Below are 25,903 nucleotides of genomic sequence, written 5' to 3' on the forward strand. Positions count from 1 at the left end.
CAACCAGCGGCGCGCCCGCTGGTTTTTTCTGCGCCCTTGCTGCTGGAGCCACCACCATGCTGCACACGCTGATTACGATTGTTGCCTCATTATCGCTGCTGGCACTGAGCCTGCATTTAGGCTGGCGCTTAGCCCAGGCCAGCGGCCTACTCCCCCGCCGCGCGCAGGCCTTATGGCGCTCGGCCCGAATGAGCCTGCCCCGCCGGGCAGAGCTTGGCGCGTCGCGCTGGTGCAGCCACCCACTGCTGCAGATTGCCTTGCTAGCGCTGGGCATACGGCTGGCAGTGTATTTGCTCGGCTGGGCGTTTCATATGAGCGCCATGGGCACGAGCGGCCAATACGTGGGTTTCTGGCCAAGTCTGGATGACATTTGGGCCAAATGGGATGCGCCGCATTATTTGTCCCTCGCCGAAATTGGCTATGCAGCACCGCAAAACCCGCTGCATATCGTGTTTTATCCGCTTTACCCCTGGCTGGTGCGGCTGGGGGCGCTGCTGACTGGCGACTTTTTTGCTGCCGCCACGCTGGTATCGATTTTGTGTTTCACCGTGGCCTGTCTGGTGCTGTATCGCTGGGTCGAAGATGAAACCCAAGACGCCGAGCTGGCCCAGCGCAGCGTGCTGTATCTGGCGCTATTTCCGTTTAGCTTTTTTTATGGCGCGCCCTACACCGAAAGCCTGTTTCTCTTGCTAACCGTCAGCTGCATCTGGCGCCTGCGCCGCGGTGACTGGTATAGCGTGGCCGTGCTGGGTGGCCTTGCCGCCCTCACACGCAATCAGGGCATTTTATTATTAGTGCCAATTGCCATCGAAGCCTGGCGGCAACGCCAGCAGATTGCACTGTGGCAGCGCCTGTTGGCGCTAGTGGGCACCGCCAGCGGCTTTGCCAGCTATCTGTGGCTTAACCAGCATATTTTTGGTAATGCCTGGCAGTTTCGCATCGCACAGAAAACCAACTGGCAGCAGGATTTTGGTTTTTTCGCGCAGAACATCGCCAATATCTGGCAAGGCATGCTCACCGATACGCACAATATGGTGTTTGGCATCTGGCTGCCCACGCTAATCTGTTTTGCCGGGGCGCTGGCGCTCTTGGCCTGGGGGCGACGCCGCCTGCCGGCCTGCATTCAGGCTTATGCGCTGGTGTATACGGTGATTTCGTTTTCGCCCACTTGGCTCTTATCCGGCCCGCGTTATATGTCGGTGCTGTTTCCGCTGGCGGTACTCTTGGCCATGTGGGCCACGCCCGCGCGCCGGCGCTGGCTGGAGCCCGCCTTGGCCGGGCTTTTAAGTTTGGCGATTTATCTGTTTATTCGTGGATGGGTGTATTGATGCGCGGGTTTTCACTGGCCGCTGTGGCACGCCAGTTTGGGGCGTTCGCCTCGGTGGGCGCGGTAGCAACGCTGCTGCAATACGCCATTTTGTGGCTCGGGGTCGAGGCGCTGGGCTGGCGCGCGGCTGTGGCCTCGGGCGTGGGCTATGCCGTTAGCTCCTTGCTTAATTACGCACTCAATTACCGCTTTACCTTTCAGGCCCAGCGCGAGCAGACCACCCACCGCAGCGCGCTGCTGAAATTTTATGTCATTGCCGGCATTGGGCTCTTGCTCAATACCGCGTTGATGGCCGGCTTTACCCACTGGGGGCTGCATTATTGGCCGGCTCAGCTGCTCACCACCGCCCTGTGTCTGGTGTGGAATTTCATCGGCAACCGCTGCTGGACTTTCCGCGCCACTTCCTCTGTTTCATCGGATTAAATCATGTTGGCCCTGCTGTATTTCATTTTGCATTTGGGTGGCTGGCAATACGCCAGCCAGCGTTTATTGGCTACGCACCCGCTGTGGGTACGCATCACTGCGGGATTGGTCTTGGCAACAGTCGCGCTGATGTGGGCGCCAGTGCCCTTTGCTTTTCTGCTGGGTTTTACCCCGCTGGCGCATGGACTGGGCTTGGCGCTGTCGCTCGGGCTGGCGGCGGGTTTGGCCCTACAGGCCAAGCCCTTGGCGGCCAATCCGGCCCTGGATTATCAAGCCCTAGCGCGCAGCCTGCTGTGGCTGGGGCTGCCTTTGCTGCTGCTGATGGCCTATCTGCTGCACACCCATCTGATTCAGCCCAGTCCGGCCGGCCTGGATGTCGGCCAAGCCACTTTTGGCGATCTGCAAATGCATATGGGCATGGTGACCTCGCTGGCACACCAGCAGGTTTTCCCGCCCGATTACAGCATTTTGCCCGGCCAGCGCCTGAGCTATCCGTTTCTGGTGAATCTGGTGTCTTCGTCGCTCTTGCAGCTGGGCTTGCCGCTGCGCTGGGCGCTCTTGCTGCCATCGCTACTGATGTGCGCGCTGATTGTGGCGTGTTTTATGCTGCTGGCGCTGGAAGTAAGCAAAGACCGCCGTGCCACGAAGCTGGCAACGCTGCTGTTTTTCCTTAATGGCGGGCTGGGGTTTATCTATTTCTTTGGCTGGCATGAGTACACCTTCGGGCAGATTCTGACCGAGTTTTACAAAACGCCCACCAATTACAACGAGATGAATATCCGCTGGTCGAACGTGATCGCCGATATGATCATCCCGCAACGGACCACCATGGCTGGCTGGTCGGTGGCGCTGTTTACACTGTGGAGCTTGCTACGCTTTACCCGCGCCAGCGGCGCCGATAAACGGGGGTGGGGTATCCTCGCCGGAGCCTTGGTGGGATTGCTACCGATGATCCATACCCACTCGTTTATGGCTATTGGCCTGATTTCGCTCGGCTGGCTCGGGGTGGATCTAGTCGTGCGCCGGCAGCACTGGCTGACGGTGATTGCTGATTGGTGCTGGTATGGGTTGCCGGCGATTGCCGTGGCGATAGGGCAGCTGCTGTATTGGACTTTCCCGCAAGCCACCGCCGGTGGCGGCTTTGTGCACTGGCACCTCAATTGGGTGAACGAACTCAAAATCGACCCCTATCTGTGGTTTTACCTGAAAAACATCGGCGTGGTGTATCTGGCTTGGCTGGCGGCCTTGGTACTGCTGGCGCACAGCCGCTGGCGCAGCCACTTGGGCGGCTTGCTGGATAGCGATCTGGCCCGGCTGCAATTTGGCCCGGCGCTGATTTATCTGGTAGCCGAAGTGCTGATCTTTCAGCCCAATTTGTACGATAACAACAAGCTGTTTTACATCTGGTATGTGTTCGCCACCATCACCGCCAGCGCGCTAATCATCACGCTGTACCGCCGCTGGCGGCAGCAGCAGCGCTATCTGTGGGCGGCGGCGATCTTGGTCCTGAGCCTGGTGCTGGGCACGCTCTCGGGCGCGCTCACCCTCGCTCGCGAGTGGGTGTCGAACTACAACGCCTACAGTGGCGCGCATGTGGCTGCGGCCGAGTTTATTGTGGCCCGCACCCCGGCCAACGCGATGTTTATCACCGCCGACAATCACAACAACACCGTTGCCGCCCTTACCGGCCGCAATATCGTGGTGGGCACCGATACGTATTTATTCTTCCATGGTCTGAATACCAAGCAGCGCCATGACGATGTCGCCGCGATGTACCAAGACCCAGAGCGCCGCGCTGCGCTGCTGGCGCAATATCAGGTGGACTATATCTACGTTAGCGATTTCGAGCGCGGCCGTTATCCAGCGCTGAACAGTCTGTTTGGCGCGTATCCGGTGATCTTTGATAATGGCGCAGTGCAGATTCTGGCAGTCTCCGCCCGCGCCCGGTCAAGCTCAACGGCTCCAGCAGAGTAATCCAAGGGGTATTGCCTTGCAGGCTTTGATGATATTAGCCTACAGGGCAATACCCTTTATTCATGGCTAACCTTAAATCACGCCACAAGGGTGCAGTTATCCCCTTCGGCCATAAAAAAACCACCTCTGCACACTGAGGTGGTTTTTCAATCTTCACCAAGCACCGAGCTTGCGCGCTAGCTTAGCCACTAGCGACTAGCCTTAGGCCACTTGCTCCGAAGTGGCCAACAGGCAGCTCACCTGGGTGCGGGCATTCACCGCGCGCAGTTGTGGTTGCTGCTCGGCGCACAGCGGCTGCGCTTGCGGGCAACGGGTGCGGAAAACACAGCCTGATGGTGGATTGATCGGCGATGGCAAATCCCCCTGCAAGATCTGGATGGTTTTCTTGCGCTCCAGCTCAGGGTCGGGGATCGGAATCGCCGACAGCAGCGCTTTGGTGTACGGATGTTTGGGCTGATCGTACAGCGCGTGTTTTTCCGCCAGCTCCATTTCGCGGCCCAGATACATCACCAAAATCCGGTCGGAAATATGCTTCACCACCGCCAGATCGTGGGCGATGAAAATCAGCGCCAAGCCCATTTCCTGCTGCAATTCTTTCAGCAAATTGATAATTTGCGCCTGAATCGACACATCCAGCGCCGACACCGGCTCGTCACAAATAATCAGCTTGGGCTGCAAAATCAGCGCGCGGGCAATACCAATCCGCTGGCATTGGCCCCCCGAAAATTCGTGCGGATAGCGGTTGATCTGCTGCTCGGTCAGACCCACGCGTTGCATCATCGCGCGCACGCGGCGCATCACTTCGTCTTTGCCGAGCTCAGGGTAATGCGTGTGCAGCGGCTCGGCAATGATTTGCGCCACGGTCATGCGTGGATCGAGCGAGGCGAGCGGATCCTGGAAAATCATCTGCACTTCGCGCCGCACCGCTTGCCATTCTTTGGCGCCGGCTTTGTGCAGCTCGCGCCCCAGCCAGACGATTTCGCCGCCGGTGGCCGGAATCAGATTCAAAATGCCGCGCGACAGGGTTGATTTGCCACAGCCAGATTCGCCGACGATGCCTAGGGTTTCGCCGGCATACAGATCAAAGGAAATCCCATCCACGGCTTTGAGCGTGCGGGTAGACGGCAGCCAGCCTTTATCGTGCTTTACCTTGAAGTGCACTTTCAGATCGCGCACTGACAGGATGGGTTGGCGCTCGGCCACAGTTGCGGTTTCAACCGACATGGCTCATCTCCTTCAGCTGGCTCACTTCGGCCAATGATTTGTGACAGGCACGCAAGATGCCGCCTTCCAGCGTTTGCAAGGCCGGGCGTTCGCTGTGGCAGCGAGCCTCAGCCAGCGTACAGCGCTCGCAAAAGGCACAGCCGGCAGGCATATGCGCCATATTGGGCGGATTACCGGGAATCGACACCAGCGTATCGCCATCGTGATCCAGCCGTGGCAAGGCGCCCAACAGGCCCACGGTATACGGATGGGTAGGCTGATAGAAAATCTGCTCAGCGCTGCCCTGCTCCATCACGCGGCCACCGTACATCACCATCACCCGGTCACATAGGCCAGCCACGACGCCCAGATCGTGGGTAATCATCACGATCGCGGTGCCAAAATCGCGCTGCAATTCCTGCATCAGGGTAATGATCTGCGCCTGCACCGTTACATCCAGCGCGGTGGTCGGCTCGTCGGCGATCAGTACTTCCGGCTCGCACAGCAAGGCCATGGCAATCATCACCCGCTGGCGCATCCCGCCTGAAAACTCGTGCGGATACATATCCACGCGGCGCGCTGCTTCAGGGATTTTCACCGCTTCCAGCAACTCGATGGCGCGGGTTTTGGCCGCGCGGCGGGTCATGTTTTTGTGCAGCTCCAGCACCTCAGTCATCTGCCGTTCCACGGTCAGATACGGGTTGAGCGAGGTCATCGGATCTTGGAAAATCATCGCCACGCGATTACCGCGAATGCGGTTAAGCTCGCGCGTCGACATTCCCAACAGGTTTTGCCCTTCAAACAGCACTTCGCCGCGGGCCTGACCGTTTTTGGCCAACAGCCCCATCATGGCCAGCACGGTCTGGCTTTTACCCGAGCCCGATTCACCCACGATGCCCAAAGTCTGGCCGCGATCCAGCTCAAACGACACCCCGTTCACCGCGCTAACCAGGCCATCGTGCGTGGCAAAATCCACGCCCAGATTATTCACTCGTAATAATGTCATGGTCTTTCCTTAGCGATCTTTCGGGTCCAGCGCATCGCGCATCCCGTCACCGATGTAGTTGGCGCAATACAGCGTCAAGCTCAGCATGACACCGGGGAACAGCAACATCCATGGCGTATTTTCCATCACGGCCGCGCCATCATGGATCAACACCCCCCAGCTGGTCATCGGCTCTTGCACCCCAAGACCCAAGAAAGACAGCACCGATTCGGTCAAAATCACGCCCGGCACAGTAATCGTCGTGTAGATCACCACAATACCCAAGAGATTAGGCACGATATGGCGCAAGATCTGTTTATGTACCGGTACCCCGATACAGCGCGCCGCTTCGATGAATTCTTTCGATTTCAGCGACAGCGTTTGCCCCCGCACCACGCGGGCCATGTCCATCCAGCTAAACACGGTGATGGTCAGCACCACCAGATAAAACTCGCGGCCCAGCAACGTCACCATCAGAATGGCAATCAGCAGATACGGCACGGCATACATCATGTCCACGATCCGCATCATGATGCTATCGACCCGCCCACCGAGAAAACCAGCGGTAGCGCCCCACAAAATCCCCAAAGTCACCGAGGCTAGCGTGGCCATCAGCCCGACAAACAGCGAAATCCGCCCGCCGATCAGCGTGCGTACCAGCAAATCGCGGCCCATTTCGTCGGTACCGAACAAGTGCATATTGTGCAAGGTTGGCGCCAGGCCCATCGCATCCCAGTCGGTGGTATCAAACTGATGCGGCAGGAACATCGGCCCAAAAATACAGGCCAGCGCAATCAGCGACAGCAAGATCAGGCTGACGACGGCCGCTTTATTGCGTAAAAAGCGGCGGCGCGCATCGGCCCACGGGCTACGGCTGGCGATTTGCGGCGCGGCTACGGCCTCGGCGGCGGCCTGCAAAATAGCTTGGTTTTTTTCTTGATTCATGGCGGCCCCCTTAGTAGCGAATCTTCGGATCAAGGGCGGCATACACCAGATCGACGATCAGGTTTAGCAGCACAGCAAAAACGGTAACCAGCACCACCAGCCCCAGCACCAGCGTGTAATCGCGGTTTGACGCGCCATTCACAATCAGCTTGCCCAAGCCCGGCAGCGAAAACACGGTTTCGGTCACGACCGCCGAGGCAATCGAAGAAATCGTCAGTGGGCCCATCACCGACACCACCGGCAGCATGGCGGGTTTGAGCGCATGGCGACGGATGATGGTGTGCATCGGCAAGCCTTTGGCGCGGGCGGTACGGATAAAGTTACTGTTCAGCACTTCAATCAGGCTACCGCGCATCACCCGGCCAATGGTGGCCATATTAATCACGGTAAGCAGGGCAATCGGCAACACCATATAAGTGAGCTGAAAGCCTTGCCAGCCGCCGGCCGGCAGCCATTTGAGCCACACGCCGAAAATCAGCACCAGCACCGGGCCAATCACAAACGATGGCACGGCACTGCCGACATTGCCCAGCAACATCACAAAGTAATCCACGATGCTGTTCTGGCGCAGTGCGGCGGTAACGCCCAGCGCCACGCCGATAATCAGCGCCAGCACCATAGCAACACCACCGATGGTCAGCGATACCGGCAAGGCCGCAGCCACCAGCTCATTCACCGACCAGTCGGCGTAACGGAAAGAAGCACCCAGATCACCCTGCACCAAGCCTTTGAGGTAGTACAAGTATTGCTGCCACAGCGGCAGATCCAGATGGTATTTGGCATTCAGATTGGCCAGCACGGCTTCGGACACTTTGCGTTCGGTATCGAACGGGCCGCCCGGCGTGGCATGCAAAAGCAGATAACAGACGGTAATCACCGCCAACATGGTCGGGATCGTTGCCAGCAGGCGACGTAGCGCATAAGACCACATAGTGAAACTCCAAAAACGTTTCCCGCAAGGCGGGTTAATCCATCCCGTGATGGCAATGGCAAGACGGCCCGAAGGCAGCTTCAACAACGCGCGGGCACCCTACTGTTGTAACGGCTTGGCGTGCCCCACACTTTGCGCAGGATTAAATCTCGCTGCGCCCACTACCTTTTCTACGGGATATCCCTAGATCGCAACCAGGGGTATACATCGCCATATCAAGGCAGATTTACTTCATCAGGGAATACAGCTAGGTGGTATCCCTAGGTTTTGCCACTTTCAAAAGACAAAACCCCGCCTGCATTGCAGACGGGGTTGCCACACTAAGCCCAGCTTAGTGTTTGATGATGTAGTGGTCTTGCGTACGACGACGTTCGGTTGGGTTCGCCTGATCGTAACCACCCACATAGGCTTTCACCAGACGTGGATAGGTGTATTGCAGCAATGGAATCACTGGATAGTCTTCCATCACCAGACGCGTGCCTTCGGTCAACAGCTGGCTGCGTTTGGCGGCATCAGTGGTCGCGGCGGCCTGTTTGAACAATTCCTGCGCTTTAGCATTGCAGTTTTTGTTGTCGTTCTGGTCAGAGCCACATTCCACCAGGGTGGTGAATGAAGTCGCGTCGTTGTAATCCGCGCTCCAGCCATTCCGAGCGATTTGATAATCACCGTCATGACGTTTTTTCACCAATACCTTGAATTCCATGTTTTCCAGCTGGGTATCGAGGCCCAGTTTGGATTTCCACTCCGAAGCGGCCCAGATCGCCATTTTCTTGTGGTATTCGTTGGTGTTGTAGATGAAGGTCAGCTTGGTGCCCGGTTTCACGCCGGCATCCGCCAACAGCTTTTTGGCTTCATCCACGCGTTTAGCCATTGGCCATTTCGCCCACTCGTACGGTACGGATTTAGCGCCAGCTACGCCATTCACCATAATGCTGTACACCGGTGGCTGACCATCGGCAGTCACTTTATTGGCCAGCAACTCGCGATCCAGCACCAGATTCAGCGCTTTACGTACGCGTACGTCTTTCAGCAGCGGGTCGGTGTTGTTCAGGCTGTAGTAGCGAATACCCAGGCCGAGCGAGTTGCGCAGCTCTTTTGGATAATCGGTTTTGAGCTTGGCAAAACTATTCGGGGTGATTTCCAGTGTCCAGTCGGCTTCGCCAGACAGATACAGTTTTTGCGCGGCATCTTGCGATTCGATCGGCAGATAGTTCACTTTGGTGATCTGCACGTTTTTCGCATTCCAGTAGTTCGGGTTTTTCTCCAGCACCATCTTGCTGTTGACTTTCCACTCTTTCAGTACGTAAGCGCCGTTACCCACCAGATTGCCTGGTTTCACCCAGTCTTTACCGAATTTTTCTACGGTTGCGCGATGCAGTGGTGCGAAGTTCGGGTTCGCCAGCAGCTCAGGCAGGAAAGCCACTGGGCCATTGGTTTTCACTTCGAACGTGGTTTTGTCGATTGCGCGCACGCCGAGTTTATCGGTAGGTGCTTTGCCTTCAGCCGCCTCTTTACCATTGGCAAAGAATACGCCGAAAGCCGAGCTGTAATTTGAAGCTTGCTTAGGATCGATGAAACGACGGAATGCATACACAAAATCATCGGCCGTGATCGGCTGACCATTGCTGAATTTGGCATCTTTGCGCAGCTTGAACACCCATGTGGTCGCATCGGTTTGCTTCCAGCTCTCGGCCACGGCCGGTACCACTTTGCCTGAGCCATTGATCGCGGTCAGACCTTCAAACAGATCAATCGCGATATTGGCGGCCGGTACGGTTTCCACGTTAGCCGGGTCCAGAGTTTCAGGCTCGGCACCATTGGTGCGGGTCAGTTCCTGAGTGGCGTGCAGTTGAACGCCTTTAGGGATTTCTGCAGCTTGAGTGCTGGCTACAAAACCGATTGCCAGCAGGCTGGCCAGTAATTTGTGATTCATCGAAACAACTCCTTAAGCAAGAAGGATACGAAGCGCGACACGAGCAAGAGGCCAGCAGGGCCGCACAGCGGCGAAATGCGGGCTGGATGAGCCAGCATGCAAGCCATTATGTGACGCTTGTTCGTGCGCGATAATTGCCGATTGCCCTAGGCTTGGCTCAGCCAAGCCTAGGGCTGCTACACGCTTAGAAGCTAACGTAAACACCCAGCGCTACAGTTGCTGGATCTTTGCCGGCCACGGTGCTTGATTTGAAGCCAGGTACAAAGTCGGTATCGGCTTTGTTATCGATGAGCGAGCCTTCCAGATACAGCGCTGAGCTGATCTTTTTGCTGCCCATAGTCACTTCTGGCAAGGCGTATTCGTAACCCGCCAGGAACAGGTTGGCACCTGATTTGTCCGCGTAGGTGTGCGCGATACGGAAGGTGTGATCACCGGTCACGTATTGCATGTTCTCACCCAGCATCCAGCCGCTGCTACGTGCGGCTTTTTCGTTGGCCCATTTTTCGGTATTCACAAACACCACGCCGTAAGTCAGGCCTTCAGCCACTTTACCGCGTACGCCAGCCAGTACCGAATTACGGTCATTGCCTTTTACCGCGCCACGATCGCGCTCAGCGGCATAACCGAAATCAAAGCCGAACATTGGGTTCAGATCGTAGGCCACGCTGGTGTAGAAAGCCTGATCTGGCTCATTGGTGCCTTGGGTGGTATCCACTTGCACACTGGCGCGAACAGTCAGACCGCCCATTTTTGGCGATACGTATTTGATTTGTTTCGAAGGACGGCTAGCGGCGCCGCGATCAAACAGCGTACCCAGTGAAGCGTAACCGTTGAAAATATCGTAACCAATGAAGCCCATACGGATCGGAGAATCATCACGACCCACAGTAACGGTACCAAAGCTATCGGCCCAGCGTACGTACAGTTTGCGATCACCGAAGAAGCCCAGACCGGCAGGAATGACGTCGGTGTCTTTGCTCAGGTAGGTGCTCACTTCCCACTGCAGCTTGCCGCTCGCAGTGATGTCATGCGTGCCTTTCACATCGATCGAAGAGCCAACATCCGATGGGCCTTGGTAAAAATCGGTTTTACCGTCGTGATTGGTTTGGTCTTTGTTGTAGGTTACTTCGGTCTGCAGAAAGCCGCCCACAGTGATGTCAGCTTGGGCGCCAGCGGCGAGGAAAGCCGCAGCGATGGCGGCAGCGATAAATTTGGTTTGCATGTGGGTGACTCCCTGTAATTGGTCGAAAATCGCTCAATGTAAAATTCACATTTCCATCAACAATTTTTCACAAACAGGCAAACCTAGCGGCAGTAGGGGTATCACTAATAGAGCCCATCAATCAGTACGCACCACCAGTACCAACACACTGATTTTATTCACAAAATACCATTCATCGAACCAGCCAAACTACCTCAAAAACAGATTGATAAGTGTTTTCCCGTAGATCGCCGCCTATTCACCGAAATTACCCACACAAAGCTCGCACGAAGATTACAAGCCCACCCAATCACTACGTACTTTTACGACAGAAAACCACCCAAGTCGACGGCTAAATGCGGTTTAGCAGCCTATCGTGACCAAGGAAAGATAGCTTTTAACAATCGCTTCATATTTTCGGTGCATAAAAAAGCCCCGCCAGAAGGCGGGGCCAAACTGTTGCGTACAAACATCACCCAAACTGTTATGCTCGGCGCATAGGTCGCGTTTAAAACGCCTCGTAGTTAGGCTTCGGCCAAATTAGCCTGCTGAAATTGCTGCCAGCGGGTACGCAAACGGGCCAACACCCCACGCACACCATACTGCAACAGTGGGCGCTCGAAACCATAAGTGAGGAGAGCCGCCCACGCTAGCGCCGCCAACCACGCCACCACAAACATACTCCAGCGCCAGCTGGGATCATCCATCGGCACTGGTGTTGCAGCCGGCCACCAGCCATATTCCTTAATGACCCGCGCCACCACCTGATGCCAGAGGTAAAGGTTGTAGGACAGCAGCGAGAGCCAAACCGTGACGCGGTTGGCAATCAGGCTACGCACCAGCGCCGGGGCGTAGCTGCCCGCCACCACCAGCACCACAAATATACCGGCCAGCGCCAGCCGATGCGCCGACTGCCACAGCGCATAGCCTTCGGCCGCCCCCCGCGCCTGATTCAAATCGGCAAACAATAACGCCAGCACCAGCAAGGCCAGCAGCACCAGCCCCGCACACCATGGGCGCAATTGCGCCCACAACACGGCCGGCCCCTGCCGCAACCACACCAGCAGATAGGCGCTGAGCATGCCCGCCGCAAATAGATCCAGAAAGCCCGGCAGTTGATTATTCAGGTGCGAAAACTCGCCCAGCGGCTGGGTGTGCGTCCAGGCCCGGTACGCCAGTGCCAGCAGCACCATGCCGGCACACACCAGCCACGGCTGGCACCGAAAACCCCAGGCCAGCAATGGAAACAGCAGATAAAACTGCACCTCCACCCCCAGCGACCAGAACACCCCGTTGATCGAATAATGCGTATCGGCAAACAGATTGTGGATAAAGGTTAGATGCATCAATACATCCACCCAGTATCCGCGCTCAGCGCTTGTGGGATATAACGTTGGGAAACATACCAGCAGGATCAGCATTGCCAGCCAATAGGAAGGCAAAATCTTGATCGCCCGCCGATAGGTGTAATGCGCCAGACTCGCCAGCGGCGCGCCTTCGAGCATTGTTTTGGCCTGCGGGTAGGTAAGACAAAACGCGCTCAGAAAGAAAAACAGCTCCACCCCCAGCGCGCCGGCCACTTGCAGCGCTTCCAGATTATGCTGGCCACCGGTAAAGGGCAGCGGAATCACCCACCAGGTGATCTGCCAATAGTGAAACAAGATCACCAAAGCAATTGCCAGCCCGCGCAAGCCATCCACAATGGCCACATGCTGGGTCGCCGGGACTGGCCCAGTCTCAAGATGGGCGGCGCTCATTCTCGCGCCTCCGCCGTGGCTGGCTGATCCCGCCGCGCCAAGAGCGCCGCCACGGCCGCGATCAAGCACCCTAGCGCCAGCAAACTCGCACCGAGCCACAACCAAGGCGTACGCCCAGCCGGCACGGCAGGGCTGGCTGCGCTACTGGCCGCGAGCTTGGGCAAATCCACCACCTTCGCCCCGGTGGGCAGCGCCTCCACCGCGGTCAGGCTCACCGCATCAAACCAGGCCTCGCCCTGATTTTCATTGCCAAAATGCCCCAGCCCCAGCGATACCGTCACCGCGCTGGCGTCATTGCTGCGGATATAGAGCTCACGCGGATACCAGCGATCGGCTGCGCGTACGGTTTCGCTCGCTTCGTAAACCCCATCAACCCCCAGCACCGCAGCCAGTTTGTCCGCATCCGCGCCCTGCGCTTTCAGTTGGGCGCTAAAACGATAGAGGCGATTGGGCTCGATGGCGATGGTTTTGGTCAGGCGCGCATGATTGGGCTGGCTACTGATCAGATGCAGCACCTGCTGGCCATCGGCCGCAGCCTGCTTGCTGATCTCGGCACGGGAAATCTCGGGCTTCCAGGCCGACCATTGCCAATCGCTGGGTAAATTCGGGCTTTGCTCGAAAGATTCTTGCCACAGTGGCGCCGGCTCGGCCGCCAGCGCAGTTGAGCCCACGGCCAGCCATAGCAGGCCAAGGGCGGATAGACGACCCCACATACTCACTCCATCTTTTGTTTTTGTTTATCAGTGAAAATGTACCAAAGCCGCCAGCGCTGCGCATCTGCCAGCGCCAAGGTGTGCATCGGGTATAATCGCCGCATGCAATGTCGATCACACTGTGGTGCCTGCTGTACCGCACCCTCGATTACCAGCCCGATTCCCGGCATGCCCAATGGCAAGCCCGCCGGCGTGCCCTGCGTGCAGCTGGATGAGGCGCTGCGCTGCCGGATTTTCGGCCACCCCGATCGCCCGGCCGTGTGTGCCGGGCTACAACCTTCGTTTGAGATGTGTGGGGAAACTCAAGATCAGGCAATGGTTTATCTAACTCAGTTAGAAATCGCAACAACGCCTAGCGCTGAGCCACGAACATAGTATCCGCAGAGGCTTATTGATCTATTGCGTGAGTTAAATGGAATTAATGCAGATGGCTAGTATCGGTCAATTTGCGGTGGGTGCAACCTATCGTGATTATATTGATGAGCGTCGCCGTAGTTGGGTATCTAGCTCGTCTCGCCCTCTCATTACGACGATTTGGTATCCGACCGACGAAGTCGCTAAAGTCAAAAAACAGTGCATCGCCGTTTTTCAAACAGGCCATTACGCAATCAATGCAACGATAAGTCAGCAACAACCGCGCTATCCATTAATTGTGGTGTCTCATGGTACGGGCGGTTCTAGTGCAAGCATAGCGTGGCTTTGTGTGAGACTGGCCTCGGCAGGTTTTATCGCTGCGGCGATCAATCATCACGGTAATACCGCAGCAGAGCCACAATATCTACTCGAAGGCATGATCCTATGGTGGGAGCGTGCCAAAGATATTCGTTGCCTGCTTGATCACCTATTAGCTGATGAAGTTTTTGCCAAGGCAATTGATTCAGAACGAATTGGCGTTGCTGGATTTTCTATCGGGGGCTTTACCGCTTTAGCTTGCGCGGGGGCCCGGCTTGAAATGAATCGCTGGAAAAGCCATTGCGCACTCAATCAATCCGACTCAATTTGCAAATTGCCACCTGAGATGAGTTTTAATATCGACGAAGTTTGGCACGCCATCGAGAACAATCCGCATATCCTCGCTGCTTGGCCAGAAGCCAACGAATGCTACCGCGACTCTCGTATCAAAGCTGCTTTTGGCATCGCCCCCGTCGCAAAGGGAGTTGTAAGCGATGAAAGCCTGCAATCAATTGATATCCCAGTTCATCTGGTGGCTGGTAGCGCAGACGATCAGGCTGCGCCTGAAAACAATGCCAAGCTCTACGCAGCACAAATTACAGATAGCACACTAGAAATATTACCCAACGTCACGCATTACACCTTCTTAAGTGAAGGGGTATGGTGGGCCAAGCTCTTTGATAAGCAATTTTTACGCGACCCCAAGGGGGTTAATCGGAGAAAAGTGCATGACACCACGGCCTCTGTTGCGGTTAGTTTTTTCTACAAGAACTTATAAAAAACGTCCTAACAATGAATGAAGGCACACAAAACGCTACTGTGTATGTGAATATAGTTTCCCAAGACCAAGCCCGCCGGAGTGTCCTGCGTGCAACTTTATAACACGCTGCGCTGCCGGATTTTCGGCCACCCCGATCGCCCGGCCGTGTGTGCCGGGCTACAGCCCCAGCTGGACATGTGCGGCCAGGATCGCGCCCAAGCCATGCTGTGGCTCACTCAATTAGAGCAGGCCACGCGCCCGCACTAACCCTATTTTTTGCAGAGGTCCTCGCCATGGAAGTTTTGCTGCGGCAGATGCAACACAGCCAGAATGACCAGGATTCACTCTCGGTCTTAGCTCAATTGGTGGCGGCCTTGCGCCCCGCCAAAAGCCACGATCATGTGGCGGCCATTAATAATATTCGTGCCCTGTGTTACCTATTAGAGCAACACCCCGACTATCGCGCCTGGCTACGCAAAGCGCTGTTTGCGCTGCTGGATAACACCCGCCAGGTCGATCTCTATACCGAAACCGGTATTTTGCTGAATGAAAGCATGGTCACCGCGGTGAAACGCCGGATCGGGGCCAAACTCTTACCCCCGATCAGCAACCCTGAGCACTTTAGTGATTTGCTGGGGCAGATTTTCCATCGCCGCGATGATTATCAATGGCTAGACGCGATTCCCGACGAAGTCTGGCATGAGCTGGGCCGCGCCGCGCATATGGAAGAACTAGGCCCGGGTGAGCTACCACCACATATTCGCCTGCAGCAGCTCGAGGCCATTCAGGTGCTGTCTTGCCGGATCTCGGCCATCGGGCTAGAACCGGAAATCATCCGCAACCACCCCGAAGTCGAGCGCTTTGAATCGCCTTTTGTGCGCCTCAATGCCGAAATCCTCGCTTACATCGAGAAATACCGCCACGATCTCACCGCCCGCCGGGTACCGGATGAAGACCATCGGCATTTGCTGGTGCTACTGAGCCAATGCGAAACCATCATGGGCAAGGTCTGGCGCTATGCCTCGAAAAACGGGGTGTCGGTCAGCCTGACTTACCATCTCTTGCGCCTGAAGCAGCATATCGATCGCTTGAAATTACTGTTTGAGCTGGTCGACCCCACCGCGCCGCACGGCCCGCCGCTGATCCGGCTGTTTAAAGAGCTGGTCAAGGCCGAAAACCGCAAAACCAGCGTCACCGATGTGATGCGCGAAAACACCGAATTGCTGGCGCTGCAAATCACCGAGCACGCCAGCCACACCGGCGAGCACTACACCACCGATTCGCGTGGCGAGTGGATGGGTATGTTCCGCTCGGCCGCCGGGGCCGGGGTGGTAGTGGGATTTATGGCGCTGATCAAAATCCTGATCGCCAAAGCGCATTTACCGCTGCTGCTGGAAGCCTTTGCCTTCAGTATGAATTACGCGCTGGGCTTTATGCTGGTGCACCTACTGCATTGCACAATTGCCACCAAGCAGCCGGCCATGACCGCCGCCAGCATCGCCGCGGCGCTGCCGCCACCGGGCAGTAAAAAGCTCGAGGGCTATAGCAATCTGGTCGAGCTGATTGTAAAAGTGATCCGCACCCAGCTGATTGCCATTTTGGGCAATGTGGCGCTGGCCATGCCGGTGGCGCTGGCGATTGCCTGGTTCTGGTGGCAACAAACCGGCGTGCATGTGGTCGGACTGGAAAAAGCCGATCACCTACTGAACGATCTGAAACCGCTCACCGGGCTGGGGGTGCCACATGCGGCCATTGCGGGCGTGTGTTTGTTCCTCGCTGGGCTGATTTCCGGTTATTACGACAATAAAGCCCTGTATAACCGCATCCCCGAGCGGATTGCCGCGCTACCGCTGTTGAATAAACTCTTCGGCGAGCGCCGCAGTCAGCAGTTTGGCCGCTATATCGAACACAACCTCGGGGCGCTGGCGGGTAATTTCTACTTTGGCTGCATGCTGGGCTGCATTGGTACGGTGGGCATTTTGCTGGGCCTGCCGATTGATATTCGTCATATCACTTTCTCGGCCGCTAATGTTTCATACTCCTTAGCCGCCAATGATTTTGTGCTGCCCTGGTGGACGTTGGGCTGGGCGTTGCTGGGCGTGGCCTTGATTGGCGCCACCAATCTGATCACCAGCTTCGTGCTGGCGCTGTGGGTAGCGCTGCGTTCACGCAAACGCCGGCTGGGCGAATTGCGCCCGGTGGTCGGCCTGCTCTGGCGCCGTTTCTGGCATAAACCGATTGATTTTCTGATTGCCCCCAAAGTGGTGGCCGAGCCTAAAGATGAACCCAAACCCTAATCAGCACAGCACCGTGTTTCAAACGATCGCCGATGCGCTGGCTGGCCCCGGCTGGCTGGTAATCCCCGATTTTCTTAGCCGCCAGCAGGTAGACGAGCTCCGTCAGCTGGCGCAAACGCGGCAGGCCGAGTTTAGCCGCGCCGGTGTGGGCCGCGCGGGCGGCTTTGGGATTCGTGATGATATTCGTGGCGATTCGGTGCTGTGGGTCGATGAGCACGATCCGGCCATGCAAGCAGCCAACGCGCGGATGGCCGAGCTGCAGCAAAGCCTCAACCGCGAGCTGTATCTGGGCCTTGCCGAGCTGGAATGGCATTTTGCCAGCTACCCGGCCGGCGCGTTTTACCAGCGCCATCTGGATCAGCATCGTGAGCAAGACACCCGGGTAGTCACCGTGGTGCAATACCTCAACGCCGCTGATTGGCAAGCCGAGGATGGCGGCCAGCTGCGCATTTATCTCGACGAGGAGCAAAGCGTGGACGTCACCCCGCATGGCGGCACGCTGGTGGTGTTTCTATCTAATCGCTTCGAGCATGAAGTGTTACCCGCCCGGCGCGAACGCTTTTCGCTCACCGGCTGGTACCGCCGACGCAGCTAAAGCCGCCGATTGTGCATATGCCACAGTCAATTTTGCGGCAGACGGGTAGACTCAAAGCCATTCAATCCAAAATGAGACTGGCTGGATTACCCCGGCCCACCGGAGAGCATCATGCGCTACACCACCCTGTTAGCCGCCACCGTACTGGCGGCCAGTAGTTTACTGAGCGGCTGTATCACCGCCGACTCGGCCAATGTGTACCACAAAGACGAAATGAAGCGCGTCGCCAAAGCCCGCGCGGGCAAGATTGAAAGCATGCGCACCGTTGAAATGGCCGACAGCACCAGCGGCGTGGGCTCGATTGCCGGCGCGGTCATTGGCGGCGTGGTGGCAGCCAACAATGTCGGCAAAGGCACCGGCTCGGTGGTAAGTGGCGTGCTGGGTAGTTTGCTAGGCGGCTGGCTGGGCAATCAGGCCGAAAACCAGATCACCCGTAAACCGGCCAAAGAGCTCACCGTGGCGATGCAGGATAACGGCGAGCGACTAGTGATTGTGCAAGACGCTGATCAGCCCTTTGCCGTGGGCCAAGCCGTAGATGTGATCACCGATGGCGTGACCGCGCGGGTGACGATTCGTCAATAAACCTTGCAGGGTATATCGCCACGAGCTTTATCAATAAAAGATCATGGCCATATACCCCATCAAACACAATCAATAACCCAGCCGCTGGCAAATGGTCGACACCGCCCCGGCGCTATTGAGCGTATAAAAATGCAGCCCCGGCGCGCCGCCGGCCAAGAGCCGGTCGGCCAGCTCGGTGACCACATCCAGGCCAAAGGCGCGGATCGCCGCGCTATCATCGCCCAGCGCCTGCAAGCGCAAGCGCAACCAACGCGGAATCTCGGCGCCGCACATATCGGAAAAGCGCTGCAGCTGGCTGTAATTCTGAATCGGCATAATCCCCGGCACGATCGGAATCTCCACCCCTTGCGCCCGCACCGCATCTACAAAGCGAAAATACGCATCAGCATTAAAGAAATACTGGGTAATCGCCGAATCCGCCCCGGCACGCACCTTGTGCACAAAATGCTGAATATCGGCCAGCGCATTCTCTGCCTGCGGATGGCATTCCGGATACGCCGCCACCTCGATATGAAACCAGTCGCCAAATTCGGCGCGCAAAAAGCTCACCAGCTCATTGGCATGCCGAAATTCGCCCACATCCACCATGCCGGATGGAATATCCCCACGCAGCGCTACAATATGGCGAATACCATGCGCCTGATAAGTCTGCACAATCTGGCGAATCGACTCGCGCGTCGCGCCAATGCACGATAAATGCGGGGCCGCCGCATAGCCGGCGGCACGAATATCGCACACCGCCTGCAAAGTGCCGCTTTGCGTCGTACCACCTGCCCCAAAGGTCACCGAGAAAAATTCGGGCTGAAACTGCGCCAGCTGATCGCGGGTGGCCGCCAGTTTGGCCGCACCTTCGGCGGTTTTGGGCGGAAAAAACTCGAAACTAATAGGGGTGGCTGGGCGACTCATAATGAACAAAACTCATGCTAATTGCGTTTAACCATGAATGCTAATTGATAAACCGCCACCCCAAGATGAAGAATATTCATTTCAACATGCATGATTTCCATCAAGCCACTTCACTATCCAGCGCCCACAACACCCGCTACAATGGCGGCCATTGCTTTGGCATTGAATCGGCTCACTTTTTTATGCTCACACTGGCTCGCATGCGCAATCCCCGCTGGGTGTTGCTGGCGCTCATCGCGCTCAGCCTGCACCTGCTATTGCCATTTGCGCACGCCCTGAGCATGCCGAGCCAGCTCGATCAGCTGCTGGCACAAAATACCTGTCGCACTTTCGGCAGCGCCGCTAGCACCAAGGGCAACGCCAGCCCAGCGAGCGCGGATCAGCTCACCAACCTCACTGCCACAACCAATATCCCAGGCACCACCAACCCGGAGAGTGCCCCCGCCGCTTCCGGCCTGCCGATGTGCGCCATTTGCGCCGTGCAGGCCAGCAGCACCCTCGCGCCCCCGCCGGCGCTGACCGCCTTGCCTTCGTTTCGAGAGCACGTCAGCTCGCTCCGACTGATGCGATTCGAAGGCTCTTTTATCGCGGACCCAACCTATACCCTACCCCCGAGTCAGGCTCCACCCCAGCTGTAATCGACTCTAGAAAGCTATACCCCCATAAAAATCAAATTGACCGCAAGGAATCATCCGATGTTGAAAGCTGCTTTTGCTGGCGCGGCACTGCTGTGCGCCACGACCCTCTCTTATGCCCATGGTTTTACCGTGGGTGATCTGACTATTCAGCATCCATGGGCGCGCGCCACCGCGCCAGCCGCAAAAAATGCCGGCGCCTTTATGCTGATCAAAACCACCAAAGATGATCAGCTGGTGAAAGTCGATAGCGATATCGCTGAAAAAACCGAGCTGCACGAAATGAAAATGGCCGATGGCGTGATGAAAATGAGCCCAATCGCCAGCCTGCCGGTGACCGTGGCCGCCCCAGCCAAACTCGCCCCCGGCGGCTACCACGTGATGTTGCTTGGTCTGAAACGCCCACTGGTCGCCGGTGAGAAATTCCCACTGAAACTGACCTTTGCTAAAGGTGGCGTGGTGGAAGTGCAAGTCAAAGTTGAAGACATGACTTATCAACCCAAAGGCGACGCGCACAGCGGCCATTAAAAAGAGATCAGCATGAAAAAAATCCTCTTGGCCTTGGCCGTACTGGGCCTCTTGCACACGGGCCTCGCGCGAGCTGGCGATATTGAAGACATCCGCCACGGCATGCAACAGCAGTGGGAAAAACCCGATGCGCCACTCACGGTCAAACCGGTGGTGGTAGTGGGTGATGCGGCGCTGGCCGGATGGCTGCAAGGCGAGCGCGGTGGCCGCGCAGTGCTACGCAAACAGCATGGCCAGTGGCAAACCCAGCTTTGCGCCGGCGCACTGAGTAGCGATCTGCTGCGCCAAGCGGGCATCAGCGTCAGCAGCGCGCAGCAATTGCTGAAAAAGCTGAATCAAGCCGAAGCCAGCCTTAGCAATGCCGAACGCCAACAGCTGGATTCATTTGTTGGCGTGGTGAAGATGGATGGCAAAGGTCACCATGGCGAACACGCCCACCACGGTCAGGCCAGCGCACAAGCTGAGCACACGGCGCACGCAGCCCATGCGGCCAGCGCCGCCAGCAGCGCACATAGCCATTAAGCCAGGCGGCTGTCTAGTTGAAAAAAAAGCCCCGCAACTGCGGGGCTTTTTGCTTGATGACTAGCCCCACTCGCGCAGCGAGGCCCCCCGCAAGGAGGGGACGGGAGGGGTGGGAATAGAACATCAAGGCAGCAGATTAAATGCCTATTTCCCGGGCTCGGCTTTGCCGAGACTTGAAGAACATTGTTCTACCACGGGGTCAGCAGCCTGCGCCCCGCGACTGCGGGGCTTTTTGCTGGCGGGCGTTTAAGCCAGATCGCTGGGGCGGGCGGGGATTTCCAGTGCCTTGGCCAGATCTAGAAAGCGGCTCAGCTTCTGGCTGCGCACCAGCACCGTTTGCCAGCGCGCGCCAAAAGGCTGGCTGAAATTCACCAGTGTAAAGGTCGGCTCCAGCTCATCTTGCACCTTGTACAAGGCGGCTTGTTCGCTCAGGCCGTCCAGGCCGGCCAGTGGCAGCTCGAGTTCATCATCGCCAAAGGCATCGATAATCTGGGCATACAAGGCCGGAATATCATCGGCGCGGAACAGCAGGCCGTCTTCCAGCTGCTCCAGCAACACCCACTGCCACAGCGGCAGATTCAGCTCCGGCCGATAGGCCGATTGGGGATCGTTGGCCAGATAGGCGGCCGCATCATCGGCGGCGGCGATCACTTCATTGAGCATGGCCTGGATATCGTCGTGATCGAGGCTGCCGTCCACGATGATTTCGAGCAATTCGCTCAGGGCTTTCTTTTGCATGGGTTGATCCTTTTCAAGTTGCGGTGATTCTACGCCCTCGCCCGCCTCACGCCCAGCCTTATCCGCCAAAGGCATGGCGCAGCAGACCCAGCCCCGCGGCCAATACCAGTACCCGCGGCACCGACCATTGCCAGCGCAGCAGCGCCCACGCGGCCAAGAGACCCAGACCCAGCGCAGTCATATCCGGCCAAGCGCTGAAGCCCTGCGGCCAGAATACATGCCCGGCAAAAAATAGCGCCAGATTGAGCATCACCCCCACCACCAGTGCGCTGATCGCCAACAAGGGCGCTTGCAGGCTGCGGATTTGCCGGCTGGCTTCCACCAGCGGCGCCCCCACCAAGATAAACACAAACGAGGGCAGAAAGGTAAACCACGTCACGCACAGCGCGGCGCCAAGCGCCAGTAGCCACGGGTCTTGCCCGCCGCTGGCGGCCTGAAAGCCCGCCAGAAAGCCGACAAAAGTCACCACCATAATCAGCGGCCCCGGCGTGCTTTCTCCCAGCGCGAGGCCATCGAGCATTTGCCCGGCACTCAGCCAGCCAAAGTGCTGCACAGCGCCCTGATACACATAGGGCAACACTGCATACGCACCACCAAACGTTAGCAAGGCCGCCTTGGTAAAAAACCAGCCCAGCTGGGTATACAGTGGCGCCGCCCAAAGATGCAGCGCCGCCAGCGTAGCGGCCCACAGGCCCAGCCCTGTCAGCGCCACCGCGAGCACCGAACGTGGCCGCCAGCGGGTATGCACAGCCTGCGCGCTCAATGCTGCAGCCGATTCGGCGGGCTCAGCGGTTGCTGCATGCCCAGCACTGTCCACTGGCCAGTAAGTCGGCGCGTAGCGCGCCAGCGCCCAGCCCAGCAAGGCGGCTACGGTCACCAAGAGCGGAAACGGCACGCCTAAGTAACTACCCAATAATCCCGCGCCCGCCAGCGCCAGCAAGACGCCTCGCCGCAGCGTGCGCCGGCCCAGTTTATACACCGCCTGCACCACGATCGCGGTCACCGCCGGCTTGATGCCATATAACACCGCCGCTACCCAACCAACATTGCCGTAATGGACATACAGGCCAGATACTGCCAGCAGTATAATCAGCGAGGGGAATATAAATAACGCGCCGGCGGCAATACCCCCAAGGCGGCCATGCATCAGCCACCCCAGATAGGTGGCCAGCTGCTGGGCTTCCGGGCCGGGGAGTAACATGCAGTAGTTCAGCGCATGGGTAAAGCGGGGCTCGCTAATCCAGCGTTTTTCCTCCACCAGCTCGCGATGCATGAGCGCAATCTGCCCGGCCGGGCCGCCAAAGCTAATGCAGCCCAGCTTGAACCAGAAGCGCAAGGCAGTCGCAAAGGAAATCGTTGGGGTCAGCAAGATAGAGCCTCCGCTTAGGCTGAATGCGGCGATTATGCCGCAAGCGCGGCCCCAGCACAGCCCGACAGATGTTGCAAAGCAGCATTGAACACAGTGTCAGAAAGTGCAACAACAGCCCTACACGAGCTAGGGATTATATTTACAAAATAAGCGCTTAACGCCATCATCATCATCTATACAGGAGGCCGTATGCGCTGGATGTGCATCCTGCTCGGACTGCTGGCACACTGCGCGGTGGCCAGCGAGAGCAGTAGTCAATTTCAATCGCAGGTGGCGCAGCTGGTATCGCTGCGCAACCAGGCCTATCAATTTGCCGTAAAAAATCAGATCACCAAAGCCGAAACGCCACCGCTCACCCGCGCGCAAAGCAATCAGCTACGAGCAATGGCACTGCGCTACATCGAATTGCGTGCCGCCCTGCTACCTTATGCCACCCAGATGGCGCCGCTGTTTCAAACCAATGTCAATCTGCAATTAAGCCAGCACGAAGCCACCGATGCGCAGCTGATCTTGGATAACCCGCCCCAGGCGCTGAGCAAAGGCATTCGCAGCGCCTACATTAACCCCGGCGATGCCCGCGGGCAGGCCCTGCTCGAAGACATCCAACGTGGGCTGGCGGCGGCGCTGGTTTTGATGGATAGCTACCAGATCGCGATTGAGCCCTACCGCAATAATCCGGCCATTGCTTATCTGCTGACCTACGATGTCGGCAACAATGTCACACTGCGCCAGCTCTCGAATAACTATTACTCGGCCGAATACCGCACCCGCCTCAAGCGCGCGACCGAGTTTGTTGACCAACTCATGCAGCAGCGCCGCGAGCGAGGCCTGGATAGTAGCCCGGCCGAAAACGACTACTATGCGCTGAGCCAAAGTACGGTGTGGTATGTAAAGCTACACCGCGAAAACAGCTTGGCGCTCAGCAGCGGCAGCCTGAAACAGCTGGTGAGCAATCTTAGCCAGCAGGAAAAAAGCCTGGAAAACACCGTCAGCTTTGGGCTGAGCATGGGCTTTGGCAATATGCTGGGGCTGGTTAAAACCCGCAACGGCAAATTGCGTGATATGCCCGCCAGCGAACAGGCGCAACTCGAAAGCCAGCTGCAGCCAATGGATATCCTGCTGGAAAAAACCCCCTTCCGCCTCACCGACAAAATGATCCCCGGCCACTATGGCCATGTGGCGATTTGGCTGGGAAGCGAAGCCCAACTACGCGAGCTGGGTGTATGGGAGCGGATTCCGGCCGCGCATCAGCAGAAAATCCGCCAGGGCGGGCGCATAGTCGAGGCGCTGCGCAGCGGCGTGACCATTAGCCGGTTAGAGCATTTTCTGGATATCGATGATCTGTTAGTGCTGCGGCAAAACCTGCGCAGTGAACGCGATTATCTGCAAGCAGCCGCGCTAACCACCGTGGCGCAAGTGGGCAAAGAATACGATTTTAATTTTGATGTGCTGACGCACGAACGCATCGTCTGCTCGGAGCTGGCGTATGTGGTATTCCCAGATCTGCCCTGGCCGCTGGATAAAACCCTGGGGCGCTACACCATCAGCCCGGATAACGTCGCGCAGCTGGCCATCGGCCCACAGCCGCTACTCGACCCGGTGGTGCTGTATCGCGCGGGGCAGCGCCAACAAAACGATTTACGCACTAAGCTCGCCAAACTGATTAATCCGAAAGCAACATGGATGGCGCAAAATTGAGCTTTTTTCCGTGCTGCTCTCACTTCACCCTCACCGACTGAAGGCCACGGCATGATTACCGCCGAAATCCTGCAAGCGCTGTTTGATCTCTCCCCTTCCGGCATTGCCATTGCCGATGAGGCGGGTCGCTATTTGCATGTGAATGACGCGTATTGCAGTATTTTTGGCTACGCGCGCGCGGAGCTACTGGGCCAGACCTTTGGCCTGATTTTGCTGCCGGAAGACCAAGCACGCGAGCCGGAAATCCTGCAGCTGGCGCTCACCGAAGATCGCGCCGCGCCCAGCGAGTGGCGGGTGCGGCATAAAGACGGCCACGCCCTGTTTGTGCATTCCGCCTTTAAAACGCTGATCAAACCCGATGGCAGCGCCCAGATCATCACCATTTTGAGTGATGTGTCCACCCTCACCAACACCCTGCGCACACTGCAGGAGCAAGAACAGCTGCTGCGCCGCAGTAATGAGCTCTTGGAAGAAATGGTCAGCCGCCGCACCGCGCAGTTGGAGCGGGCCAACCGTGAACTGGCGCGCATGGCCACCCAAGACCCGCTCACCGGGCTGGCCAACCGCCGGGCGTTCGAGCAGGAAGCACAGCGGCTCATTGGCAGCGCCGACCGGCATCAGCGTGCGCTATCGGTGCTATTTTTAGACATTGACCATTTTAAATCCATCAATGATCAGTACGGCCATTCGGCCGGCGATCTGGCTATCCAGGCGGTGGCGCGCCATATTCAGCGCCTGCTGCGGGCCGAAGACCTGATTGCCCGCTGGGGCGGGGAAGAGTTTGTCGTGCTGCTGCCCGACACCCCGCTGGAGCAAGCAGTGGCCGTGGGCGAAAAAATCCTCTCCGGCGTGCGTTGGCTTTCGCGCGACTGCCTCGAAGTCCCGCGCGCCCTGACCATCAGCGGCGGGCTGGTCGAGCGCCAGCGCAACCAAAGCCTGGGCGAAGTATTACAGCAAGCCGATCAGCTGCTGTATCAGGCCAAGCACCTTGGTCGCGATCGGCTGGAGTACCGGCCACTGCAACATGAGCTCCTGATCCATAGCCGCATCCGGCAAGAAGACAGCGACTACAGCATCAGCATCTAATACCCATTACCTGTATTGCCCTGAAGTCATTTATCCAAATAGCGATAAGGGCAATACCCCCCAGCCATCTAATCCGCCCGCATGAATAGCCACGCTTGGCTATAGTGAAAAGCCGACTTGAAC

25 protein-coding genes are annotated in these 25,903 nt (G+C 57.5%); 14 read left to right on the forward strand and 11 right to left on the reverse strand.

The features are described 5' to 3' along the window. The first annotated feature begins 56 nt into the window (after positions 1–56). Genes QV747_RS09640 through QV747_RS09650 form a run of 3 tightly spaced genes read left to right on the forward strand, consistent with a single transcriptional unit; the run spans position 57 to position 3,724 of the window. Positions 57–1,328: a mannosyltransferase family protein gene (locus tag QV747_RS09640; RefSeq protein ID WP_273429909.1), complete on the forward strand. Its 1,272-nt coding sequence runs from the start codon at positions 57–59 to the stop codon at positions 1,326–1,328. Continuing rightward, positions 1,328–1,750, forward strand: a complete 423-nt coding sequence (locus QV747_RS09645; protein WP_273429907.1) for a GtrA family protein — start codon at positions 1,328–1,330, stop codon at positions 1,748–1,750. The genes QV747_RS09640 and QV747_RS09645 overlap by 1 nt, the downstream gene beginning before the upstream one ends. A gap of 3 nt (positions 1,751–1,753) precedes the next feature. Continuing rightward, positions 1,754–3,724 (forward strand): hypothetical protein, encoded by a 1,971-nt coding sequence (locus QV747_RS09650; RefSeq protein ID WP_273429905.1) that lies wholly within the window; start codon positions 1,754–1,756, stop codon positions 3,722–3,724. Positions 3,725–3,925: 201 nt separating this feature from the next. Here the strand turns inward: QV747_RS09650 and oppF are convergent, their stop codons facing one another. The 8 genes from oppF to QV747_RS09690 form a co-directional block, all read right to left on the reverse strand. Further along, on the reverse strand, positions 3,926–4,948 hold the full coding sequence (gene oppF / locus QV747_RS09655) for a murein tripeptide/oligopeptide ABC transporter ATP binding protein OppF (protein ID WP_052190581.1): 1,023 nt from the start codon (positions 4,946–4,948) through the stop codon (positions 3,926–3,928). After that, entirely contained in the window at positions 4,938–5,933 is a 996-nt protein-coding gene (locus QV747_RS09660) for an ABC transporter ATP-binding protein (RefSeq protein WP_028449963.1), read from the reverse strand. Before QV747_RS09660 ends, oppF begins: the two co-directional genes overlap by 11 nt. Positions 5,934–5,942: 9 nt before the next feature. Then, complete coding sequence (locus tag QV747_RS09665; protein ID WP_047392542.1) at positions 5,943–6,857, reverse strand: ABC transporter permease; 915 nt, start codon at positions 6,855–6,857, stop codon at positions 5,943–5,945. A gap of 10 nt (positions 6,858–6,867) precedes the next feature. Beyond that, a complete protein-coding gene (gene oppB / locus QV747_RS09670; protein WP_028449965.1) occupies positions 6,868–7,788 on the reverse strand; it encodes an oligopeptide ABC transporter permease OppB in 921 nt (306 codons plus the stop codon). A gap of 331 nt (positions 7,789–8,119) precedes the next feature. Beyond that, a complete protein-coding gene (locus QV747_RS09675) occupies positions 8,120–9,721 on the reverse strand; it encodes a peptide ABC transporter substrate-binding protein (protein ID WP_028449966.1) in 1,602 nt (533 codons plus the stop codon). 184 nt (positions 9,722–9,905) lie between these two features. Next, positions 9,906–10,943 (reverse strand): porin, encoded by a 1,038-nt coding sequence (locus QV747_RS09680; RefSeq protein ID WP_028449967.1) that lies wholly within the window; start codon positions 10,941–10,943, stop codon positions 9,906–9,908. A gap of 503 nt (positions 10,944–11,446) precedes the next feature. Further along, positions 11,447–12,679, reverse strand: coding sequence for an acyltransferase (locus QV747_RS09685; RefSeq protein WP_273429899.1), 1,233 nt, complete (start codon positions 12,677–12,679; stop codon positions 11,447–11,449). Continuing rightward, positions 12,676–13,392: a hypothetical protein gene (locus QV747_RS09690; RefSeq protein WP_273429898.1), complete on the reverse strand. Its 717-nt coding sequence runs from the start codon at positions 13,390–13,392 to the stop codon at positions 12,676–12,678. The genes QV747_RS09685 and QV747_RS09690 overlap by 4 nt, the downstream gene beginning before the upstream one ends. 102 nt (positions 13,393–13,494) lie before the next feature. Between QV747_RS09690 and QV747_RS09695 the strand changes: the two genes are divergently transcribed. The 6 genes from QV747_RS09695 to QV747_RS09720 all read left to right on the forward strand — a co-directional run bounded on the left by QV747_RS09695 (position 13,495) and on the right by QV747_RS09720 (position 18,298). Next, positions 13,495–13,767 carry a YkgJ family cysteine cluster protein gene (locus QV747_RS09695; RefSeq protein ID WP_273429896.1) on the forward strand — a complete coding sequence of 91 codons (273 nt, stop codon included), beginning with the start codon at positions 13,495–13,497 and terminating at the stop codon, positions 13,765–13,767. A 37-nt stretch (positions 13,768–13,804) separates the two neighbouring features. Continuing rightward, positions 13,805–14,842 carry a serine aminopeptidase domain-containing protein gene (locus QV747_RS09700; protein ID WP_273429894.1) on the forward strand — a complete coding sequence of 346 codons (1,038 nt, stop codon included), beginning with the start codon at positions 13,805–13,807 and terminating at the stop codon, positions 14,840–14,842. Positions 14,843–14,932: 90 nt separating this feature from the next. Then, complete coding sequence (locus tag QV747_RS09705) at positions 14,933–15,091, forward strand: Fe-S-cluster oxidoreductase (protein WP_273429893.1); 159 nt, start codon at positions 14,933–14,935, stop codon at positions 15,089–15,091. A 26-nt stretch (positions 15,092–15,117) separates the two neighbouring features. Next, positions 15,118–17,121, forward strand: coding sequence for a site-specific recombinase (locus QV747_RS09710; RefSeq protein ID WP_273429891.1), 2,004 nt, complete (start codon positions 15,118–15,120; stop codon positions 17,119–17,121). Next, entirely contained in the window at positions 17,105–17,716 is a 612-nt protein-coding gene (locus QV747_RS09715; RefSeq protein ID WP_273429889.1) for a 2OG-Fe(II) oxygenase, read from the forward strand. Before QV747_RS09710 ends, QV747_RS09715 begins: the two co-directional genes overlap by 17 nt. Positions 17,717–17,827: 111 nt before the next feature. Next, the gene (locus QV747_RS09720; RefSeq protein WP_273429887.1) at positions 17,828–18,298 is read left to right on the forward strand and encodes a glycine zipper domain-containing protein; all 471 of its coding nucleotides are present in this window, start codon (positions 17,828–17,830) and stop codon (positions 18,296–18,298) included. Between the two features lie 69 nt (positions 18,299–18,367). On the opposite strand, the gene metF is transcribed toward QV747_RS09720, so the two are convergent. Continuing rightward, positions 18,368–19,204, reverse strand: coding sequence for a methylenetetrahydrofolate reductase [NAD(P)H] (metF, locus tag QV747_RS09725; RefSeq protein WP_028449974.1), 837 nt, complete (start codon positions 19,202–19,204; stop codon positions 18,368–18,370). 86 nt (positions 19,205–19,290) lie between these two features. Between metF and QV747_RS09730 the strand changes: the two genes are divergently transcribed. Genes QV747_RS09730 through QV747_RS09740 form a run of 3 tightly spaced genes read left to right on the forward strand, consistent with a single transcriptional unit; the run spans position 19,291 to position 20,889 of the window. After that, on the forward strand, positions 19,291–19,842 hold the full coding sequence (locus QV747_RS09730; protein ID WP_273429885.1) for a hypothetical protein: 552 nt from the start codon (positions 19,291–19,293) through the stop codon (positions 19,840–19,842). Between the two features lie 57 nt (positions 19,843–19,899). Continuing rightward, positions 19,900–20,367 carry a copper chaperone PCu(A)C gene (locus tag QV747_RS09735; protein ID WP_273429883.1) on the forward strand — a complete coding sequence of 156 codons (468 nt, stop codon included), beginning with the start codon at positions 19,900–19,902 and terminating at the stop codon, positions 20,365–20,367. 12 nt (positions 20,368–20,379) lie between these two features. Continuing rightward, the gene (locus QV747_RS09740; protein ID WP_273429881.1) at positions 20,380–20,889 is read left to right on the forward strand and encodes a copper uptake system-associated protein; all 510 of its coding nucleotides are present in this window, start codon (positions 20,380–20,382) and stop codon (positions 20,887–20,889) included. Between the two features lie 246 nt (positions 20,890–21,135). Here the strand turns inward: QV747_RS09740 and QV747_RS09745 are convergent, their stop codons facing one another. Together QV747_RS09745 and chrA are read right to left on the reverse strand one after the other, a co-directional pair. Beyond that, on the reverse strand, positions 21,136–21,627 hold the full coding sequence (locus tag QV747_RS09745; RefSeq protein ID WP_273429880.1) for a hypothetical protein: 492 nt from the start codon (positions 21,625–21,627) through the stop codon (positions 21,136–21,138). Positions 21,628–21,685: 58 nt separating this feature from the next. Continuing rightward, entirely contained in the window at positions 21,686–22,996 is a 1,311-nt protein-coding gene (gene chrA, locus QV747_RS09750) for a chromate efflux transporter (RefSeq protein ID WP_273429879.1), read from the reverse strand. Positions 22,997–23,185: 189 nt separating this feature from the next. Here chrA and QV747_RS09755 point away from each other — a divergent pair, with 189 nt between their 5' ends. Both QV747_RS09755 and QV747_RS09760 read left to right on the forward strand, forming a co-directional pair. Continuing rightward, a complete protein-coding gene (locus QV747_RS09755) occupies positions 23,186–24,694 on the forward strand; it encodes a YiiX/YebB-like N1pC/P60 family cysteine hydrolase (protein WP_273429877.1) in 1,509 nt (502 codons plus the stop codon). 51 nt (positions 24,695–24,745) lie between these two features. Then, complete coding sequence (locus QV747_RS09760) at positions 24,746–25,780, forward strand: sensor domain-containing diguanylate cyclase (RefSeq protein ID WP_273429875.1); 1,035 nt, start codon at positions 24,746–24,748, stop codon at positions 25,778–25,780. The last annotated feature ends 123 nt before the right edge of the window (positions 25,781–25,903 follow it).

The sequence above is a fragment of the uncultured Chitinibacter sp. genome, assembly GCF_945957625.1.
Taxonomy (GTDB): domain Bacteria; phylum Pseudomonadota; class Gammaproteobacteria; order Burkholderiales; family Chitinibacteraceae; genus Chitinibacter; species Chitinibacter tainanensis.

What these genes read in the sequence shown, in the direction of transcription:
- QV747_RS09640 (WP_273429909.1), top strand. Translation starts at nt 57, where the DNA reads ATGCTGCACACGCTGATTACGATTGTTGCCTCATTATCGCTGCTGGCA.
- QV747_RS09645 (WP_273429907.1), top strand. Translation starts at nt 1,328, where the DNA reads ATGCGCGGGTTTTCACTGGCCGCTGTGGCACGCCAGTTTGGGGCGTTC.
- QV747_RS09650 (WP_273429905.1), top strand. Translation starts at nt 1,754, where the DNA reads ATGTTGGCCCTGCTGTATTTCATTTTGCATTTGGGTGGCTGGCAATAC.
- oppF (WP_052190581.1), bottom strand. Translation starts at nt 4,948, where the DNA reads ATGTCGGTTGAAACCGCAACTGTGGCCGAGCGCCAACCCATCCTGTCA.
- QV747_RS09660 (WP_028449963.1), bottom strand. Translation starts at nt 5,933, where the DNA reads ATGACATTATTACGAGTGAATAATCTGGGCGTGGATTTTGCCACGCAC.
- QV747_RS09665 (WP_047392542.1), bottom strand. Translation starts at nt 6,857, where the DNA reads ATGAATCAAGAAAAAAACCAAGCTATTTTGCAGGCCGCCGCCGAGGCC.
- oppB (WP_028449965.1), bottom strand. Translation starts at nt 7,788, where the DNA reads ATGTGGTCTTATGCGCTACGTCGCCTGCTGGCAACGATCCCGACCATG.
- QV747_RS09675 (WP_028449966.1), bottom strand. Translation starts at nt 9,721, where the DNA reads ATGAATCACAAATTACTGGCCAGCCTGCTGGCAATCGGTTTTGTAGCC.
- QV747_RS09680 (WP_028449967.1), bottom strand. Translation starts at nt 10,943, where the DNA reads ATGCAAACCAAATTTATCGCTGCCGCCATCGCTGCGGCTTTCCTCGCC.
- QV747_RS09685 (WP_273429899.1), bottom strand. Translation starts at nt 12,679, where the DNA reads ATGAGCGCCGCCCATCTTGAGACTGGGCCAGTCCCGGCGACCCAGCAT.
- QV747_RS09690 (WP_273429898.1), bottom strand. Translation starts at nt 13,392, where the DNA reads ATGTGGGGTCGTCTATCCGCCCTTGGCCTGCTATGGCTGGCCGTGGGC.
- QV747_RS09695 (WP_273429896.1), top strand. Translation starts at nt 13,495, where the DNA reads ATGCAATGTCGATCACACTGTGGTGCCTGCTGTACCGCACCCTCGATT.
- QV747_RS09700 (WP_273429894.1), top strand. Translation starts at nt 13,805, where the DNA reads ATGGAATTAATGCAGATGGCTAGTATCGGTCAATTTGCGGTGGGTGCA.
- QV747_RS09710 (WP_273429891.1), top strand. Translation starts at nt 15,118, where the DNA reads ATGGAAGTTTTGCTGCGGCAGATGCAACACAGCCAGAATGACCAGGAT.
- QV747_RS09715 (WP_273429889.1), top strand. Translation starts at nt 17,105, where the DNA reads ATGAACCCAAACCCTAATCAGCACAGCACCGTGTTTCAAACGATCGCC.
- QV747_RS09720 (WP_273429887.1), top strand. Translation starts at nt 17,828, where the DNA reads ATGCGCTACACCACCCTGTTAGCCGCCACCGTACTGGCGGCCAGTAGT.
- metF (WP_028449974.1), bottom strand. Translation starts at nt 19,204, where the DNA reads ATGAGTCGCCCAGCCACCCCTATTAGTTTCGAGTTTTTTCCGCCCAAA.
- QV747_RS09730 (WP_273429885.1), top strand. Translation starts at nt 19,291, where the DNA reads ATGCATGATTTCCATCAAGCCACTTCACTATCCAGCGCCCACAACACC.
- QV747_RS09735 (WP_273429883.1), top strand. Translation starts at nt 19,900, where the DNA reads ATGTTGAAAGCTGCTTTTGCTGGCGCGGCACTGCTGTGCGCCACGACC.
- QV747_RS09740 (WP_273429881.1), top strand. Translation starts at nt 20,380, where the DNA reads ATGAAAAAAATCCTCTTGGCCTTGGCCGTACTGGGCCTCTTGCACACG.
- QV747_RS09745 (WP_273429880.1), bottom strand. Translation starts at nt 21,627, where the DNA reads ATGCAAAAGAAAGCCCTGAGCGAATTGCTCGAAATCATCGTGGACGGC.
- QV747_RS09755 (WP_273429877.1), top strand. Translation starts at nt 23,186, where the DNA reads ATGCGCTGGATGTGCATCCTGCTCGGACTGCTGGCACACTGCGCGGTG.
- QV747_RS09760 (WP_273429875.1), top strand. Translation starts at nt 24,746, where the DNA reads ATGATTACCGCCGAAATCCTGCAAGCGCTGTTTGATCTCTCCCCTTCC.